This window comes from Aquimarina sp. AU474 (assembly GCF_900312815.1).
Lineage (GTDB): Bacteria > Bacteroidota > Bacteroidia > Flavobacteriales > Flavobacteriaceae > Aquimarina.
The window spans coordinates 386,281-403,406 of record NZ_OMPE01000009.1 but is presented as its reverse complement, the minus strand read 5'-3'; the positions used below and the strand labels follow the sequence as shown (position 1 = coordinate 403,406).

The 17,126-nt window shown below is 32.5% G+C and carries 14 protein-coding genes; 7 read left to right on the top strand and 7 right to left on the bottom strand.

The window, feature by feature from the left end:
* Positions 1 to 239 precede the first annotated feature (239 nt).
* Both mfd and DK508_RS15460 read right to left on the bottom strand, forming a co-directional pair.
* The gene (gene mfd, locus DK508_RS15465) at positions 240 to 3,587 is read right to left on the bottom strand and encodes a transcription-repair coupling factor (RefSeq protein ID WP_109301696.1); all 3,348 of its coding nucleotides are present in this window, start codon (positions 3,585 to 3,587) and stop codon (positions 240 to 242) included.
* A gap of 63 nt (positions 3,588 to 3,650) precedes the next feature.
* A complete protein-coding gene (locus DK508_RS15460; RefSeq protein WP_235016419.1) occupies positions 3,651 to 4,730 on the bottom strand; it encodes an aminotransferase class V-fold PLP-dependent enzyme in 1,080 nt (359 codons plus the stop codon).
* Between the two features lie 263 nt (positions 4,731 to 4,993).
* Here DK508_RS15460 and DK508_RS15455 point away from each other — a divergent pair, with 263 nt between their 5' ends.
* Together DK508_RS15455 and DK508_RS15450 are read left to right on the top strand one after the other, a co-directional pair.
* Positions 4,994 to 5,449 (top strand): hypothetical protein, encoded by a 456-nt coding sequence (locus tag DK508_RS15455; protein ID WP_109301694.1) that lies wholly within the window; start codon positions 4,994 to 4,996, stop codon positions 5,447 to 5,449.
* Positions 5,450 to 5,952: 503 nt separating this feature from the next.
* Entirely contained in the window at positions 5,953 to 6,384 is a 432-nt protein-coding gene (locus DK508_RS15450; RefSeq protein WP_109301693.1) for a fructose 1,6-bisphosphatase, read from the top strand.
* 36 nt (positions 6,385 to 6,420) lie between these two features.
* Here the strand turns inward: DK508_RS15450 and DK508_RS15445 are convergent, their stop codons facing one another.
* From DK508_RS15445 to fbp, 5 genes are all read right to left on the bottom strand, one after another.
* Positions 6,421 to 7,959: an ATP-binding protein gene (locus DK508_RS15445; RefSeq protein ID WP_109301692.1), complete on the bottom strand. Its 1,539-nt coding sequence runs from the start codon at positions 7,957 to 7,959 to the stop codon at positions 6,421 to 6,423.
* Between the two features lie 5 nt (positions 7,960 to 7,964).
* Positions 7,965 to 8,459 (bottom strand): Rab family GTPase, encoded by a 495-nt coding sequence (locus DK508_RS15440; protein ID WP_109301691.1) that lies wholly within the window; start codon positions 8,457 to 8,459, stop codon positions 7,965 to 7,967.
* Positions 8,446 to 9,270, bottom strand: coding sequence for a cell envelope biogenesis protein OmpA (locus tag DK508_RS15435; protein ID WP_109301690.1), 825 nt, complete (start codon positions 9,268 to 9,270; stop codon positions 8,446 to 8,448). The genes DK508_RS15440 and DK508_RS15435 overlap by 14 nt, the downstream gene beginning before the upstream one ends.
* A gap of 18 nt (positions 9,271 to 9,288) precedes the next feature.
* Positions 9,289 to 9,642: a fructose 1,6-bisphosphatase gene (locus DK508_RS15430; RefSeq protein WP_109302733.1), complete on the bottom strand. Its 354-nt coding sequence runs from the start codon at positions 9,640 to 9,642 to the stop codon at positions 9,289 to 9,291.
* A 239-nt stretch (positions 9,643 to 9,881) separates the two neighbouring features.
* Positions 9,882 to 10,883 carry a class 1 fructose-bisphosphatase gene (gene fbp / locus DK508_RS15425; protein WP_109301689.1) on the bottom strand — a complete coding sequence of 334 codons (1,002 nt, stop codon included), beginning with the start codon at positions 10,881 to 10,883 and terminating at the stop codon, positions 9,882 to 9,884.
* A gap of 213 nt (positions 10,884 to 11,096) precedes the next feature.
* On the opposite strand from fbp, the gene DK508_RS15420 reads away from it, so the two are divergent.
* From DK508_RS15420 to DK508_RS15400, 5 genes are all read left to right on the top strand, one after another.
* Positions 11,097 to 11,576 (top strand): GNAT family N-acetyltransferase, encoded by a 480-nt coding sequence (locus DK508_RS15420; RefSeq protein ID WP_109301688.1) that lies wholly within the window; start codon positions 11,097 to 11,099, stop codon positions 11,574 to 11,576.
* Positions 11,577 to 11,595: 19 nt separating this feature from the next.
* Positions 11,596 to 12,849 (top strand): aspartate kinase, encoded by a 1,254-nt coding sequence (locus tag DK508_RS15415; RefSeq protein WP_109301687.1) that lies wholly within the window; start codon positions 11,596 to 11,598, stop codon positions 12,847 to 12,849.
* 53 nt (positions 12,850 to 12,902) lie between these two features.
* Positions 12,903 to 14,711, top strand: coding sequence for a lysophospholipid acyltransferase family protein (locus tag DK508_RS15410; RefSeq protein WP_109301686.1), 1,809 nt, complete (start codon positions 12,903 to 12,905; stop codon positions 14,709 to 14,711).
* Positions 14,698 to 15,717, top strand: coding sequence for a carboxypeptidase-like regulatory domain-containing protein (locus DK508_RS15405; RefSeq protein WP_109301685.1), 1,020 nt, complete (start codon positions 14,698 to 14,700; stop codon positions 15,715 to 15,717). Before DK508_RS15410 ends, DK508_RS15405 begins: the two co-directional genes overlap by 14 nt.
* A 124-nt stretch (positions 15,718 to 15,841) precedes the next feature.
* Positions 15,842 to 17,056, top strand: a complete 1,215-nt coding sequence (locus DK508_RS15400) for a mechanosensitive ion channel family protein (RefSeq protein WP_160114737.1) — start codon at positions 15,842 to 15,844, stop codon at positions 17,054 to 17,056.
* Positions 17,057 to 17,126: the final 70 nt, after the last annotated feature.

Genomic DNA, 17,126 nt, shown 5'->3' with positions numbered 1-17,126 from the left:
GGTCTTATTGTTATAATATAAGATTGAAATTAAATATATATATACCATCAATTAAGATTTAAAGGTAAAACACAACAAAACTATCGTTGAAATGCGTTTTTGTATCGACGAAGTGTAATTATAGCAAAAAACGAGCTGTGCTCCTAAGATTTTAATAGAAAAATTATCTTTTTCCATATTAAAATGACATTAACCTCATTAATGACTTGCCTTACCTTAATCAAGGTGCCTTTAGTTCATTAGTTTGAATATTTCATAGGTTGTAGTGCTTGCAGTGCTTTGTCTATCGAATCAATGTTTTCGAAAGTAAGCAATAACCTTAAACCATTTCGGGTGTTTTTTTCTTTCATTTTGCAAATAGAACTATTTTGCTGCACGAACTTTAGTAGACTCGAAAAGCCTTCACTTTGATAAAAAGCAGACTGTTGATCACTGATGAAATATCCAATAAGTTTATTTTGTTTTAGAATAATTTTTTCAATTCCTAGACTTGTTGCGATCCATTTAATTCTAACCGAATTTAATAAATCAATAGCTGGATTTGGTAACTCTCCAAAACGATCCGTAAGCCTTTTTTCATACCCTTGTAACTCTGTTTCATCTTTGATAGCGTTAAGTTCGGTGTACAAATTCAAACGTTCGGTTATGTTGTTGATATAATCATCTGGGAATAAGAGCTCAAAATCGGTGTCAATCTGAGTGTCTTTTAAGAATGTTTTTTCTTTTGATTGATCTTCATAAAGCTCAGCAAACTCATTTTCTTTTAGTTCTTCAATAGCTTCATTTAGGATTTTTTGATAGGTGTCAAATCCTATTTCATTAATAAATCCGCTTTGTTCACCGCCAAGTAAATCTCCAGCTCCTCTAATTTCTAGATCTTTCATTGCAATATTAAAACCGCTACCTAATTCTGAGAATTGTTCTAAAGCAGTAATTCGTTTTCGAGCATCCTCGGTCATTGCAGAGTAAGGCGGTGTGATAAAATAACAAAATGCTTTTTTATTGCTTCGTCCAACACGACCGCGCATTTGGTGTAGATCAGAAAGGCCAAAATTATTGGCATTATTAATAAAAATGGTATTTGCATTAGGAACATCTAGGCCACTCTCTACAATAGTAGTGGATATTAACACATCAAATTCTCCATTCATAAATGAAAGCATTAAGCTTTCTAATTTTTTGCCTTCCATTTGTCCGTGGCCTACGCCAACTTTAGCATCGGGGACTAATCGCTGTACCATACCTGCTACTTCTTTAATATTTTCTATTCTATTATGAATAAAAAACACTTGTCCACCACGCTGTATCTCATAACTTACGGCATCTCGTATTGTTTCTTCGCTAAATCGTATCACGTTTGTTTCGATAGGATAACGATTTGGTGGTGGTGTGGTAATGGTAGATAAATCCCTAGCCGCCATTAAGCTAAATTGAAGTGTTCTTGGTATGGGAGTAGCAGTTAAAGTTAATGTATCTACGTTTTCTTTTATTGTTTTCAGCTTGTCTTTTACAGAAACTCCAAATTTTTGCTCTTCATCAATAACCAGTAGCCCTAAATCCTTAAATTTCACATTTTTATTGACTAATTGATGGGTGCCTATAATAATATCAACTCTTCCTTTTTCTAAATCTTCTAGTGTTTCTCTTTTTTGTTTTGCTGTTCTAAAACGATTGACGTAATCTACAGTTACCGGAAAATCTTGTAGACGCTCTCGAAATGTTTTTGCATGCTGAAATGCCAGAATCGTTGTAGGAACTAGTATTGCCACTTGTTTTCCGTTATCTACAGCTTTAAATGCAGCTCGAATAGCAACCTCAGTCTTACCAAAACCAACATCTCCACAAATTAAACGATCCATGGGTCGTTCACTTTCCATATCTGCTTTTACAGCTTCTGTAGCAGTACTTTGATCTGGAGTGTCTTCATAGATAAAAGAAGCTTCTAGTTCGTGCTGCAAATAACTGTCTGGGGCATATTGAAATCCTTTCTGTAATTTTCGTTTGGCGTATAATTGTATAAGATTAAAAGCGATGTGTTTTACACGAGCTTTGGTTTTTTGTTTTAAAGTTTTCCAAGCTTTTGACCCTAACTTATAGATTTGCGGAGCTTTGCCATCTTTGCCATTAAATTTGGAGATTTTATGAAGAGAATGAATGCTAAGATATAATACATCACGTTCTCCATAGATCAACTTGATAGCTTCTTGTTTTTTACCCTCAACGTCGATCTTTTGCAACCCTCCAAATTTGCCTATTCCATGATCTATGTGAGTAACGTAGTCACCTACTTCTAGATTGGTTAACTCTTTGAGCGTAATTGCCTGCTTTTTGGCATATCCGTTTTTGAGATTGAATTTATGATAACGTTCAAAAATCTGATGATCGGTATAACAAACCAATTTTTGATTGTGATCTATGAATCCTTGAAAAGCCGAAAAAACTATGGTTTCATATTGTTTTACATCAAGATCGGCATCGTCAAAAATATCATGAAAACGTTTTGCCTGTTGTTCGCTTACACAAAAAATATAATTCTTATATCCTTCCTCATGATTTTCGTTTAGATTTTGAATAAGCAAATCAAATTGCTTATTAAACGATGGTTGAGGTTTGGTGTCAAATTTGATAGCATAATCGGCTTTGGTAAGAGGTCGATTGCTGATTTCTACTAAGGTGAAATCTAATAATTGCTTTTTAATCAGTGCCGAAGTGGCAAAAAGCTCTTCGGGAGTGCTGTGTTTAATATCTTCAGAAAGTGTAAGGAAAGCCTCTTTGGCCTTTTCGAAATTTTTGTCAATCCGGGCAGATAATAAATCAATATCTTTTGTGAAAACTATTGTTTTTTTGGAAATATAATTTAAAAAACTTTCTCTAGTTTCCTGGAGAGCTTTGTTTTCGACATTAGGGATAATGGTGATCTTTTTAATTTGATCGGTGGATAGTTGTGTTTCGACATCAAAGGTTCTGATGCTGTCTACTTCATCTCCAAAAAACTCAATACGATAAGGTTCGTCGTTGCTAAATGAAAATACATCAACAATCCCACCACGAACCGAAAATTCTCCTGGTTCTGTTACAAAATCTACTCGTTGAAACTGATATTCGAATAGTACCTCGTTTACAAAATCCAAAGAGAGCGTATCATTAATAGAAATCTTTAGCGTATTCTTCTCTAATTCTTTTCGGGTAACTACTTTCTCAAACAATGCATCTGGGTAGGTAATAATTAACGCCGGTTTTTTTCTCGAATTAATCCGATTTAGTACTTCTGCCCGTAGTAATACATTTGCATTATCGGTTTCTTCAATTTGATACGGTCGTCGATAACTACCAGGATAAAAAAGTACATTTTTGTCGCCTAGTAATTGCTCTAGGTCGTTTAGGTAATATGCAGCTTCTTCTTTATCATTAAAAACACATAGAAATGGTATTTCTACATTTTTAAATGCATTTGATATAATAAAGGATAACGCTGACCCTATACCACCTTGAAGATGTGTTTTTGCTTGAAATTGGGCAATAGCTTTTTCTAGTTTCTGCTGTTGCAGAGACTTTTCGACAATTTGCGAGATTAAAGTTGCACTCACTTAGCAGGATTTTTTGGCAAATATAGGTGCTATCTTAATTCCGTACAAAAGGAACTTCACTTTCTACTTAAATTGCTCTAAAAACAAATCGAAATCTTCTTCAATATTATATAGATGAGGAGAGACTCGTATGGCATTTCCGCGAAAAGAAACAGTTATGTTTTTTTCTTTCAATCTTGTTTTTAACTGTTCAAGGTTAATCTGATCTGGCAAATAGATTCCCAAAAGATGATGTGCTCTATGGGCATCATCTTCAATTAAACACCCTAGTGAACGAAGTTGATTTACAGTGTTTTGCGTTATTTTTTGACAATATTCTTGTATGCCAACGGGTGTCCATTCTATTAATTGCTCGATAGATCGAATAAGCATAGGTGTTAACACAAAATTACTGGATTCACCTACAGAATATCGTGCAGCTTTTGGTTGGTAGCGATCTTCATATTGCGTGAGATTATTAAAATCCTCGCTGTTGTGCCGATTCATCCAATTATGTTCTATAGGTGTACCATTGTTAAATACATCACTGTAATACGCCATTCCTATAGCATATGGGCCTAACATCCATTTGTATCCACCACATACTAATGCATCAGGTTGAATATCTTGTATAGAAAAAGGGAATGCTCCAATACTCTGTGTGCCATCAATAATCAAAAAGGCATTATTATTTTTTGTTTTTTGTCGTATCGCTTTTAAATCAAATAAGCTGCCATCTGCCCAATGTACATGAGCCATGGCCACGACGGCAGTTTTTTCGGAGATGGCATTTAAAATATTTTCATTCCATTGCTTACCTCGTTGTTCAAAATTTGTAAGGGGTTTGATGATTTTTATAGAGGCTCCTTTTTGTTGAGCTACTTCTTGCCATATATATACATTACTAGGAAATTGTTCATCGACCAAAAGAATCTCATCTCCTTTTTTGATTGGAGTATTACGAGCGGCATTTGCTATGCCATACGATACAGATGGTATGATGGCAGTATTGTGATGATCAGGCGCACTTATCAAGGTTGCAAATCGCTGCTTTAAAATTTCTCTTTCTGCAAAAAAATCTTCAGGAAGAATTTCATTAGGCCTTGCTTTTCTAGAAACACTTTTTAAACCAATTTCGGTCACCGATTTCAGTTGTGGCGACATGTATGCACAATTAAGGTAAGTAGAATTTTTGGGGAGATCGAATAGATGTTTTTGATGTTGCATAGGTGTTATTTACTGAAGCACAAAATAGGGATAAGGATATAATCGGCAAAAAAGGTGTTGGTTAAAACTATCATAATTATAAAGTATATAACGCTGTAGTATGACATAAATAAAAAGGATATGGGATAATGATTAAATAACATATCACCGCACAACCAATATTATAATTGTGCATCTTCTTTAAAATAAACATTGATATTATGAAACCTGTATTTTTTGTGTTAACTATTTTTTGTTTGTGGTCCTGTAGTAATGATGATGATACTAGTGCTATATTATTAGAATTTACAGCTACAGAAGCGTTAGAGATTATCAATCCAGAATTTACAATAGAGATTTATGGCATAGATAATAGGTTTGCCGATGTTCCTGCAACTTTAATAGCACGACAAGTAGAAGCATCTAATTCAATTCCTTTTACTTCAAAAATTGAAATACCCAAAAATCCGGAGCTTCTTATAGAGCCACTGGGTAATGTTGGAGCAGTTATTTATTATGTAAGTATAGAGTGGGATGCAGATAGTAATAAAAAAAGATGTAATGGAGATATTTCGTTAGATTTTACATATGGGCTGAATACTATTGTTATTCCTGCTTTAGGAAAACAGCAAGTACCATTAGCGATGATCAATACCATACCCTGCGATGAAATTTAATAAAAAGAAAGAATTACTAAAAAAAAGCAAGGTGAATATTCACCTTGCTTTACTCCTGCAATTAACTAATTCTATTATATACCTACCTATGTATTGCACTAGACGATGATGCAGGAAGTTCTTTTATAAAATTGATAATGTATCGTATATGTAGTTTAAAAAATCTCTTTGTAAATTTCATAACATGCTTTTTATATATAACGCGCAAAGGCTACTTATCCCTACCAGTAATTTGATTAAATTTAAAATAATACATCATTTCAAAGTTTCTATAGCTATTATACCTAGAAAATACCTGTTCAAAACAATATAGATGATTGCGGTAACTGGATAATATGAGATTGAGAGTACCTTGTTATTAGTGAACAAGATATAGCTATATTAAGGTAAAAACACAGATGTAAAATCGTATGATTTACTGGAGAATAAAAAAAGGAGAATGATATATTTTAAAAGGACAAGAGTTTAGTTATATTTGCGGCAAATTAAAGAAAAAGTACATGATGTCAATATCTGATTTATTTGATAGTGGTTTCCAGAAACGAAATCAGGACCATTTCGCAGCAATCGTGAGAGTAGCTATGAGTGATGGGATAATTACAGACGAAGAAAAAGCCTTTTTGGATAGATTAGCTCGTAACCTAGATATCTCTGAAAATGATTATAAAGAAATTTTGAAGGATTATGGTACACATCCTATTAATCCTCCAACTAGTTATGATAGAAGATTAGAGCGTTTATATGATTTATCAAGAATGGTATATGCAGATCATATTAAAGGAGATGATCAAGTAGTATTACTAGAAAAACTGAGTATAGGTTTAGGTTTTAGCTCAGAAAACGCAAAATATGTTGTTGATAAAGCATTAATCCTAGTAGATCAAGGAGCAGATAACGATACTTTTGCTGAGGAAATTAAAAATATGAATAGATAGTAAATTATCTGTTTTAATCATATGTAAAAAGGCTGCCTAATCGGCAGCCTTTTTTGCAATCTGCTTTGTGATTTTGTAAAGTAGTTCTTCTTGTTCAAAAGGTTTGGCGATAAAATCATCCATGCCCGATCGTAAACACTTATCTCGGGCAGTTTCACTTGCCTTACCCGAAAAGCCGATAATCGGTACTTCAGAAATATAGGGATCACCATAATTTTTCCTAATCATATGCGTGGTTTGAAAACCATCAGTTTTAGAGAGTGATAGATCCATTAACACCAAGTCATATGTTCGTCTCTCTATATAACTAATAGCTTCTTCACTATTGAGTGCAATATCTACAAAAAAAGTACCTTTCGAAATCAAAATTTTCATGATCAAAAATTGAGTAATTTCTTCATCTTCTACCACTAATATCCTAAATTTTCTTTTAGTTTTAGGAAGTGTATATTTTTTCTTTTTTCGTTCTTGAGTAGTGTTCTTTGTAACTTCAAACTTAAAGGGGAGTTTGATATTAAATGCAGTTCCTTTATCAGGTGTGCTACTTACTTTAATTTCTCCATTAAGTAAATCTACCAGATCTTTTACAATAGCAAGACCTAAACCTGTGCCAGATATTTGTTTATCATGATTAAATCGTGTAAAACGCTCAAAAAGATGAGGGATATTTTCTTCAAGAATTCCAAATCCAGAATCTTCAATCTTAAAATTAAGATTTAATTTATTAGTACGCTGATAATTTTTAGAAATCGAAAAAGTAACACTTCCTTCTTCAGTAAATTTAAAAGCATTGTTTAGTAAATTATTTAAAACCTGATATACTCTGGTTCTATCACCAATGACATATTCTTGTATATTGTCGTCTATTTTAGTTTCAAAAACAAGACCTTTTTCTTCAGAAATTTTAGTGTAAGATTCTTCGAACCCTTTGATAAGCGTATGAAAAGAAAATCGTTCTTCTACTACTTTTAAAGTACCAGATTCAATTTTTGAGATATCGATCATATCATCAATAAGCGAATTAAGATGTTTGCTTTCTCGTTTAATGATTCGGGTAAGTTCCTCTTGTTCAAAAGAGAGATTTGTTTTTTCTAATACTTCAACAAAACCAAGTATGCTAGTAAGCGGTGTTCTAATTTCATGATTGATATTAGCAATAAAACTATTTTTAAAAGCCTCTTTTTCTTGTAGATATTTATTTTTTAATTCAAGCTCTTTGCTTAATAAAATTGATTCGTTTTTTTGTTGAGCTATGAGATTAAGATCACTATACTTTAGGGTATAATCGAAAAGAATAATACTGATGTCTTTATCTATTTGAATGGAGACATCACAAATACGCTCATCGTCTCCATGTTCAAAATGAATACAAGGAAAATTATATGATTCAGAACCACCGTTATGGTCTTCGATAAAGCTGCTTAGGATTTCGAAAAAAGGATGGATGTCATAAATCGAATCTCCTTTTTTCCAATCAAAAAGTGATGCGTCTGTATCTATAATCAAACCTTCAAAAGAAACCGAAGTTACCTGTGTTTTTTGGTGAAATTGTAAAGGCTCGTGATAATTTTTCATAATCCTTAGGATGTTATTTCTTTAGCCAAATCCGAAAAGAAATCTTGTACATTTTTATTCGTTTTTGCACTGGTTAAACAATCAAAAGGAATGTTTTGCGCTTCTAAATAAGCAGTGGTTTCTTTTTCATTTACCAGATCGAGTTTATTTCCTATTACTTTGGCGGCAACCTTAGTATAATTTTTTTGTAAATATTCTAACTCTTCATTTAAGTTTTTATAGGTTTCTTCACGAGTAATGTCAAATACATAGATAAAAGCATGCGAACCTAACAGGTACGATTTCCTAGTATCTTCTACACTATCTGAGTGTCCTTCGGTATCCCAAATAATCATAGATAACTCCCTGCCGTCAGGAAGTTCTACAACTTTCTTTTTGATTTGTACGCCAAGTGTAACCTTGTATTCTTCTGAAAATTCGTTATCGACAAAACGTCTAAACAGGGACGTTTTTCCTACACCAAAGTGTCCTAAAAGCACTACTTTTTTAGACAATTTCATCTGCAAAATATTTTTTAAGTTTTTTAGTAAAAAGGGTACTATTTTCTAAATCTTTAGTAGAAATATGTTGTTGTGCAAAGTCTAGAATTTGATCTTCTAATACTTCTTTGAACATCATAGAATATGCACCCGAAACTACGGCTGCAATGTAATAAGAATAAAAATTTTGAATATGTATAGTATATAATTCATATTCGATTAGTTCTAGATTTTGATCTCCGCCTTGAAAAGCATCTTCAACAAAACTCTTTATAGCGGTAAGCATTCCGGCAACCATATCTTTATCAATAGTGCCATCGGATAATGGGCTATAATCAGTTATTAATAATCCAGAATCTTTCTCGATCACAAACATTTGAATCAGTCTTGGTTTGGCATAATCGGTAAGCGCCAGATCTCCTTCTGTAATTCCTTGCGCTTTGGCTTTCGTTTTACGAAACCAATTTTTAAAGGAAAAAGCATTTTTGGTTTGCCTACTGATATTTTCACTCAGCAGTTTCATTTCATGAGCAATATATTTCTTAATCATTTTACCAATGATCGGGAATAAAGCTTCTACTACTGCATCCTGGGAGTTTTTAATTTCTTCTTTTAATGCTTGAGTAATTGTAGGGCCGAGAGTTTTAGGTATTTCTTCTACAAATTGCTCTAATTTATCATCTATAATAGGATCTACCTTATGAGAGAGCTCTTGTTTTTGATGAACTATTTTATTGAGTTCTTCGACTTTTTGAGCTATGGAATCGGCAAACTCCTTTTCTTCGCTAAGAAGAAGTTGTTTAAGAAGTTTGAGTTTATCCTGCTCTTCCATAATTTTGGATAGATTGGATTACTTTTGGTTGATTTTTTCACCCATAGCAATAAGAAGATCACCTAGGGTTTTCTTGTCTACTTTTTTCGCATCTAGCGTATCTGCTTTATCAGCAAGGTTATCTTCTAGTTCTGTAATACGAATATTAATATCAGTACTAAGATTGTCAATAGCTTGATGTAGTTCTTTGCGGGAATCATCGATGAAGTCTTCTAATTCTTTCTTTTTAGAAGCAATATCGTTTTTTACCTGTTCAAATTCAGAATTATAAGCAGCAATATTTTCTCCAAAAATAAGGTTTTTGATTGCTTCAATTTTTGAAGAAGGATCATTTACAACTTCTTCTTTAACAGCTTTATTTTCCTTGGCCATTTTGGGTCTGTTTATTTGTTTTTCTTTAGCTTTTTGTAAAATTAACATAAATACGTTAAAAACAAGGTCTAACACTCGATAATGTTAATTTTACAGAGACCTGAACTCCTCTTTTTGCACAAGATATAGGAAATATGAATCTCAAAATCTAGAGTACAGTATTACGGGGATGGTATAAATATACAATTAATATTGATTACATAGCGTTTGTGCTATTTTTGCAGGTATCTCTCACTTAATCAATCTTTCATAAAAGATTCTACCTTATCTACCATATTTTTACTTCCACAAACAAAAGGGGTACGTTCATGAAGTTCTGAGGGTTTTATATCCATAATTCTTCTAAAACCATCACTAGCTTTTCCTCCTGCTTGCTCTGCAATGAAAGCCATTGGATTGCATTCGTATAGTAAACGAAGTTTGCCGTTAGGGGATTTTGAAGTACTTGGATATAAGTAAACCCCACCTTTAATCATGTTACGGTGGATATCACTTACCAAAGAGCCAATATATCTAGAGGTGTACGGTCGATCTTCTTTTTCTTCTTGGCAAAACTTTATATAATCCTTGATTCCCTGTGGGAAATGAATATAATTACCTTCATTAACAGAATATATATTTCCATCATCGGGGAATCTCATATTTGGATGCGATAAGTAATACGTTCCAAGAGCAGGATTAAGAGTAAATCCATTAACTCCATGACCTGTTGTATATACCAGCATTGTAGAAGTACCATAAATAATGTATCCTGCCGCTACTTGTAAATTACCTGGTTGTAAAAAATCTTCTAAAGTTACAGGAGTACCTGTTGGTGTAACTCTACGATAAATAGAGAAAATAGTTCCTACAGATACATTTACATCAATATTAGAGCTGCCATCCAAAGGATCCATGAGTACTACGTAATTATTACGATGATCATTTTTTTGACCTTTAATCGTAATAAATTCATCATTTTCTTCTGAAGCAATACCACAAACTATCTCACGATTGGTTAAAGTATTTATAAATGTTTCGTTAGCTAATACATCTAACTTTTGTTGATCTTCGCCCTGAATATTTGTCTCTCCCATGGCACCAGTAATATCCACTAATCCAGCTTTGTTTACCTCATGGTTCACCATTTTTGCAGCCAATCTAATAGAGTTAATCAAACGAGATAACTCACCACTAGCGTACGGAAAATCATTTTGATTTTCGATAATAAATTCTCCTAAAGTTTGATTTTTTCTTGTCATTTATGGTGAAATTTAGATTGCTGCAAAAGTATTATTTTTTAGATAACTATATCGTTTTCGCAGGTTTAAATTATGAAATGTCTTTCGAATTATGAAAAAAATAAAAATCTAATTCTTATAGATTTTCTATTATAATATTAGAGTTGAACGATAAGCTCAAAAAATTACTCCGTTTCTAATACTTATTTTTTAGTTTTGATAAACTTTTATAAGATGGGCTATATAATTAGAGATGCAATTGCACAGGATATGGATCAGGTGCTTGATTTAATTCAGGAACTTGCCACTTTTGAAAATGAACCAGATGCGGTAGAGGTAACAACCGAAGATTTAATCCGCGAAGGTTTTGGTAACAATCCACTTTTTCACTGTTTTGTAGCAGAGGTTGATCAACAAATCGTGGGAATTGCTCTAGTATATTTTCGTTTTTCGACATGGAAAGGACGTTCGTTGCACTTAGAAGATCTTATTGTAAAAGAATCGATGAGAGGTACCGGTCTAGGTAGGGCATTATATACAGAAGTTTTAAAATATGGACAATCAAAAGGAGTTCGTAGAGTAGAGTGGGTAGTTCTAGATTGGAACAAAAATGCGATTGATTTTTATGAGAAAAGTGGTGCAAAATTGCTCAAAGATTGGTATCTAGTACAAATGGATCAAGAAGGAGTGAATACATTTATTGCTAATCTATAATTTTAGGAAATAATCATAAATGAGAGTTTTTAAGTTTGGGGGAGCATCAGTAAAAAATGCTGCTGCCGTAAAAAATGTAGCTAAAGTACTTCGAGTAACCGGATACTCTAATTTATTAGTAGTTGTTTCTGCTATGGGAAAAACTACGAACGCTTTAGAAAAAATAGTGGACTCATATCTCGCTCAAGATCCTAAGCAAAAAGAATTAATACAAAACTTAAAAGAGTATCATTTTGAAATTATAATGTCTCTTTTCGATGCCAAACAGCATCCTGTTTATCAAAAAACAGAAAACTTATTTAACGACCTGGAAACAACTTTGGTTAGGAATAAATCTAAACAATACGATTATATCTATGATCAAGTAGTGAGTTATGGTGAGCTGATCTCTACAGTTATCATAAGCGAATATTTAAATGCTACTGGACTTAATAATGAGTGGCTGGATGCACGCGAAATGATTAAAACAAATAACTCATATCGCGATGCCCAAGTGGATTGGACACGTACACAACAAATTATTTTGGATAATGTAAACAAAAATATACTTAGCGTAACACAAGGGTTTATTGCATCTGATCAAAATAATTTCACAACCACATTAGGTCGAGAAGGAAGTGATTATACCGCTGGTATTTTTGCTTATTGTCTGGGAGCAAATAGTGTAAGTATCTGGAAAGATGTACCCGGAGTGCTTAATGGTGATCCGCGAGTTTTTGAAAACACTAAATTATTATCCCATGTTTCTTACGAAGAAGCTATAGAGCTTGCCTTTTACGGAGCTTCGGTAATACATCCTAAAACCATACAGCCTTTGCAACGAAAAGAAATTCCACTTTATGTGAAATCTTTTTTATATCCAGAAACTGAGGGTACAACGGTGAAAAAAGGACAACCGCTCGATCCATATATGCCATGTTATATTGTAAAGAAAAATCAAGTTTTGGTATCCCTCTCGTCCTTAGATTTTTCATTTATTGTTGAGGAAAATATTAGCGATATTTTTAAATTATTTCATAAATATCACATTAAGGTAGATCTCATCCAAAATTCGGCGATTAGTTTTTCGGTGTGCCTGGATGATAAATTTGATCATTTCGAAAAACTTCTTAAAACATTGAAAGCTAAGTTTAAAGTTACTTATAATACAGGTGTTTCTTTGTTTACCATAAGACATTTTACGGATAATTCGATTGTATCTCTAGAAAAAAACAAAGAAATTTTGTTAAAACAAATTACACGAGAGACTTATCAAATGGTTGCCAAAGACTAGGATGATCAATTCATGGATTTTGCTATATTTGCAGTTAGCGCAAATTGTATTTAATGCCTATAGTCACAGCAAGAGAATTAGCCTCAGGGCTCAAATTAGATAAACTTGGTTTTATAGGTACCTTTATTGGATGGTTACTCTTAAAAATAACCAGAATATCGAAAATTAATCGTCAATACGATAAACTTAGTCACTTAGAAGGGTTAGAATATATAAGTACTACCTTGGATTTGTATGGAGTTACTTATGAAATTCCGGTTGAAGATTTAAAACGATTACCAAAAGATGGTGCTTTTATTACTTTATCAAATCATCCATTAGGAGGTCTTGATGGAGGATTATTGCTTAAATTAATGTTAGAACATCGTTCTGATTATAAAATTATAGGAAATTTTTTATTGCACAATTTTAAGCCTCTGCAACCCTTTGTAATGCCTGTTAATCCCTTTGAGGACAGAAAAGAAGCTAAGTCCAGTCTTACGGGTATTAAAAATGCTATTTTACATCTTCAAGAAGGGTATCCTCTTGGTATTTTTCCAGCAGGAGAAGTCTCTACGATTAAAGAAGGTAAAAACTATGTTGATAAACATTGGGAACCTAGTATAATGAGATTGGTTCAAAAAGCAAAAGTTCCTGTAATCCCAATATATTTTCATGCGCGCAATAGTACACTTTTTTATCGCCTTTCTGCGATAAGTGGTGTGTTACGAACTGCTAAATTACCTAGTGAACTCTTTTCTCAGGAAAAAAGAGTGATTAAGGTACGAATTGGTAACCCCATTTCAGTTAAAGATCAGCAGGAGCATACCAAGTTAGAGGATTTTACAAGTTTTTTACGAACCAAAACGTATATGTTGGCAAATCCTTTTGAGAAGAAAACATTACGCGAATCTATTCCTAGAAATTTAAAAATTCCTAAATCCCCTAAAGAAATAGCTGGAGAAGGTAGTGCGCAAGTTATACAGTCTGAATTAGATTTTTGTCGTAATAACGATAAAAGATTATTGACTAGTAAAAATTACGAAGTTTTTCTAGCTCAAAAAATAGATATTCCCAATATTTTAAATGAAATTGGAAGACTTCGAGAAATTACTTTTAGAGAAATAGGGGAAGGAACTAATAATTCTATAGATCTTGATAAGTTTGATGATTATTATCATCATATGTTTTTGTGGGATAATGAAGCCAAAAGGCTTGTTGGAGCATATCGTATGGGAATGGGCTCGAAAATATATGCGAACTTGGGGATTGATGGATTTTATCTACAAGACCTATTTAGATTCGAACCCGAACTGCATAAAATGATGAGCCAATCTATAGAAATGGGTAGAGCGTTTATCATTAAAGAATATCAGCAAAGACCTATGCCACTATTTTTGTTATGGAAAGGTATTGTACATTGCACCTTACGTTTTCCAGAACATAAATATCTTATCGGAGGAGTAAGTATTAGTAACAAGTTTAGTAATTTCTCTAAATCTTTGATGATTGAGTTTATGAGATCACATTATTATGATCCCTATGTGGCTCAATATGTAAGACCTAAAAAAGAATTTAAGGTTAAACTAAAGGATGCAGATAAAGATTTTGTTTTTGATGAAAGCAAGAGTGATCTCAATAAATTTGATAAAATTATTGATGAGGTAGAGCCCGGAAGCCTTCGAATTCCTGTATTAATGAAAAAATACATTAAGCAAAACGCCAAGGTAGTTGCATTTAATGTAGATCCTCTATTTAATAATGCTGTAGATGGGCTGATGTATATACGAATAGCAGATTTACCAGATAGTACGGTGAAGCCTGTCATGGAAGAGTTACAGGCCGAATTAGAACAAAAGTATTTTAAAAATGGAGATAAGTAACGATTTTATATACTCTAGAATAAAACTACTACTCCTTTTTGTTACTTTTCCTTATGTTTTAATGTCTCAATCGATAGTAGTTAGTGGTGCTGTATTTGATGCGGTATCCAAAAAACCTTTGGAAGGGGTTGTAATTTATATCGATGGTACTACTAAAGGTACTATAACGAATACTTCAGGAAAATTTTCTTTAGATTCTGAAATAGGTAAAAACTTTCAAATAGTTGTGTCTTATCTTGGCTATGAAACTATTTACCTAGGAGCATCATCTCTAAATAAAGAGAAAGGTTTAATTATTTATCTCGAAAAGAAATTAGAAGAACTTGAGGCCGTTTTTATACAAAATGATGATTGGAGTCGAGAGAAAAAACTAAACTATTTTAGAACTCATTTCATAGGTAATAAAGAAGCTCAAAGAACGTGTGCAATTTTAAATGAAAAAGATATAAGACTATATTACAATGCCAATGATCGTAGTTTATATGCCAGTTCGAGTGTGCCAATTCAAATTAAAAATGATCATTTAGGATATGAGATTTTATATAATTTGGTGGATTTTGAGGTTAAGTTCTCTACCACGGGTTGGGTTAATTCAGTTTATTTTGCTGGAACTAGTTTTTTTACAGAGTTTAACTCAAAAAATAAAAGGTATCAAAGAAAACGAAATAAAGTATTTAAAGGATCTACAGCCCACTTTATGCGTTCGTTGGCCACCAATACACTTGCCGAGAATAAGTTCGAGTTATATTATAAAGGGTTTAAAACATCGGTATCAGAGCTTTTGAAAATCCAAAAACGAAATGGTTTTGCAGAGATATATCCTTTGGTAAATAAAACAACAGTATTATATCGTAAAAAGTTGAAAACTGACATAATGATTAATACCAAAGAATTTTTCGTTATTGATGGTTTAGGTAATTTTTCTCACCCTGATAAAATAGTGTTTAACGGATATATGGCTGAGCAAAAAATTGCTCGCTTATTACCCTTAGATTATGGTTTGTAATAGATCAATACTACCAATTATAGTTTTTTTTTGCAGTTTATCGAAATAGTATATTTTTTTTAAAAACTCAATTCCAATTATCTTGGATAGATATCCGTATTTAGTATTCTAAATATAGATAATAGTGGTAGTACAGTATATTTATTTTGCTATTGCTATAGTAGGTATTATTATCTTCATTTTTCTTCTCAAGAGACTTTTTAAGTGGCTACAGAGCAAGATTGGTAAACTGGAGAATAATATTTTCTTTAGTAATACAAAATTCGCTCAGTTCTTTAGATTTATAACTCCAAGGAGAGAAAGGCATATTCTTTCTTTTTTACTGCGATTATTGAAGATATCGATTGTTATTACTTTTTTAATCATATACCTTCCATTTCTTTTTAGTTTGGTCCCTCAAACCAAGAAATATGCAGATATTGTTATAGACTATATTAAAAAACCATTATTGTTTCTGTACAATGGTTTTGTAGGTTTTATTCCTAATTTGTTTTTTATCATTGTTATCTTTTTTGTGACAAAATATTTATTGAGATTTTTAAAATATGTTACTACTGAGTTAGAAAGAGAAGCAGTTCGATTAGATGGTTTTCATGCAGATTGGGCGCGACCTACATTTAACTTATTGAGGGTAGTAATTATTGCTTTTGCATTAATTATAGTTTTTCCTTACATACCAGGTTCTGATTCTCCCGCTTTTAAAGGGGTTTCAATATTTTTTGGAATTCTTTTTTCGCTAGGATCAACATCGGCAATATCTAATATTGTGGCTGGTGTAGTAATTACGTATATGCGGCCATTTAAAGTAGGGGATAGGGTAGAAATAGGAGAAACCGTTGGTGATATAACCGAAAGAAGTTTATTAGTTACGAGAATTAGAACGATGAAGAACCTGGACATTACGATTCCTAATTCGTCAATTTTAGGAAATCATATTGTCAATTTTAGTAGACACGCACAGGATATAGGTATTATCCTTCATAGTTCGGTAACCATAGGGTATGATGTTGCTAGTAATGAGGTAGTAAAAGCATTGATAAATGGCGCTAAAAAAACCGAATTTGTTATATCTGATCCTGTACCTTTTGTTTTAATAAAAAGCTTGGATGATTTTTATGTTAATTATGAGATTAACGCATATACCAAAACCCCTGAGAAATCATCTCTAATTTATTCGATGTTACATGAGAATTTGAAGAATGAATTGCATAATGCAGGTATCGAAATTTTATCACCCCATTATCATGCAGTAAGAGATGGGAATGTATTAACAGTGCCTCCAGAAAACATACCCGAAAATTATGTTACCTCTGGATTTAAAATAGAGAAAAAAGGATAATAAATATTATCTTTCTGTATTCTAAAGAATACTAATATTTAACTTTAATTATAAATACTAAAAATAAAAA